General features: G+C 53.5%; 1 protein-coding gene. It reads right to left on the reverse strand.

Annotated elements, in window-relative coordinates; translation table 11 throughout:
• Positions 1-224: hypothetical protein (locus KP806_RS27460; RefSeq protein ID WP_224726936.1), on the reverse strand; the 224-nt coding region annotated here is incomplete at its 3' end.
• Between the last annotated feature and the right edge of the window lie 118 nt (positions 225-342).

Genomic DNA, 342 nt, shown 5'->3' on the forward strand with positions numbered 1-342 from the left:
TCAGAATCGCAAGCTGTCTCGAGTTTTCGCCGTTCTGCTGTATAAATTGCAGCAGGAGCGTAAGCGGCCTCCAGCTCTGCTGAGGCTTCGCCGTTCTGCAGTACATACTGCAGCAAAACGTAAGCGGCCTCGAGCTTTGCTGAGGCTTCGACGTTCTGCTGTACAAACTGCATCAGAAACCTGACACGAACGGCGGGCGGCCGAGCTGTGCTGCACTTTTGCATCAGAAGCCGCCTCCCATCTCCCAAACTAGCTAGTTTGTCTCGACTCTGCTGCATAAGCTGCAGCAGAATCGCAAGCTGTCTCGAGTTTTCGCCGTTCTGCTGTATAAATTGCAGCAGA

Origin of the sequence: Paenibacillus vietnamensis (genome assembly GCF_020169515.1) — a bacterium.
GTDB lineage: Bacteria > Bacillota > Bacilli > Paenibacillales > Paenibacillaceae > Pristimantibacillus > Pristimantibacillus vietnamensis.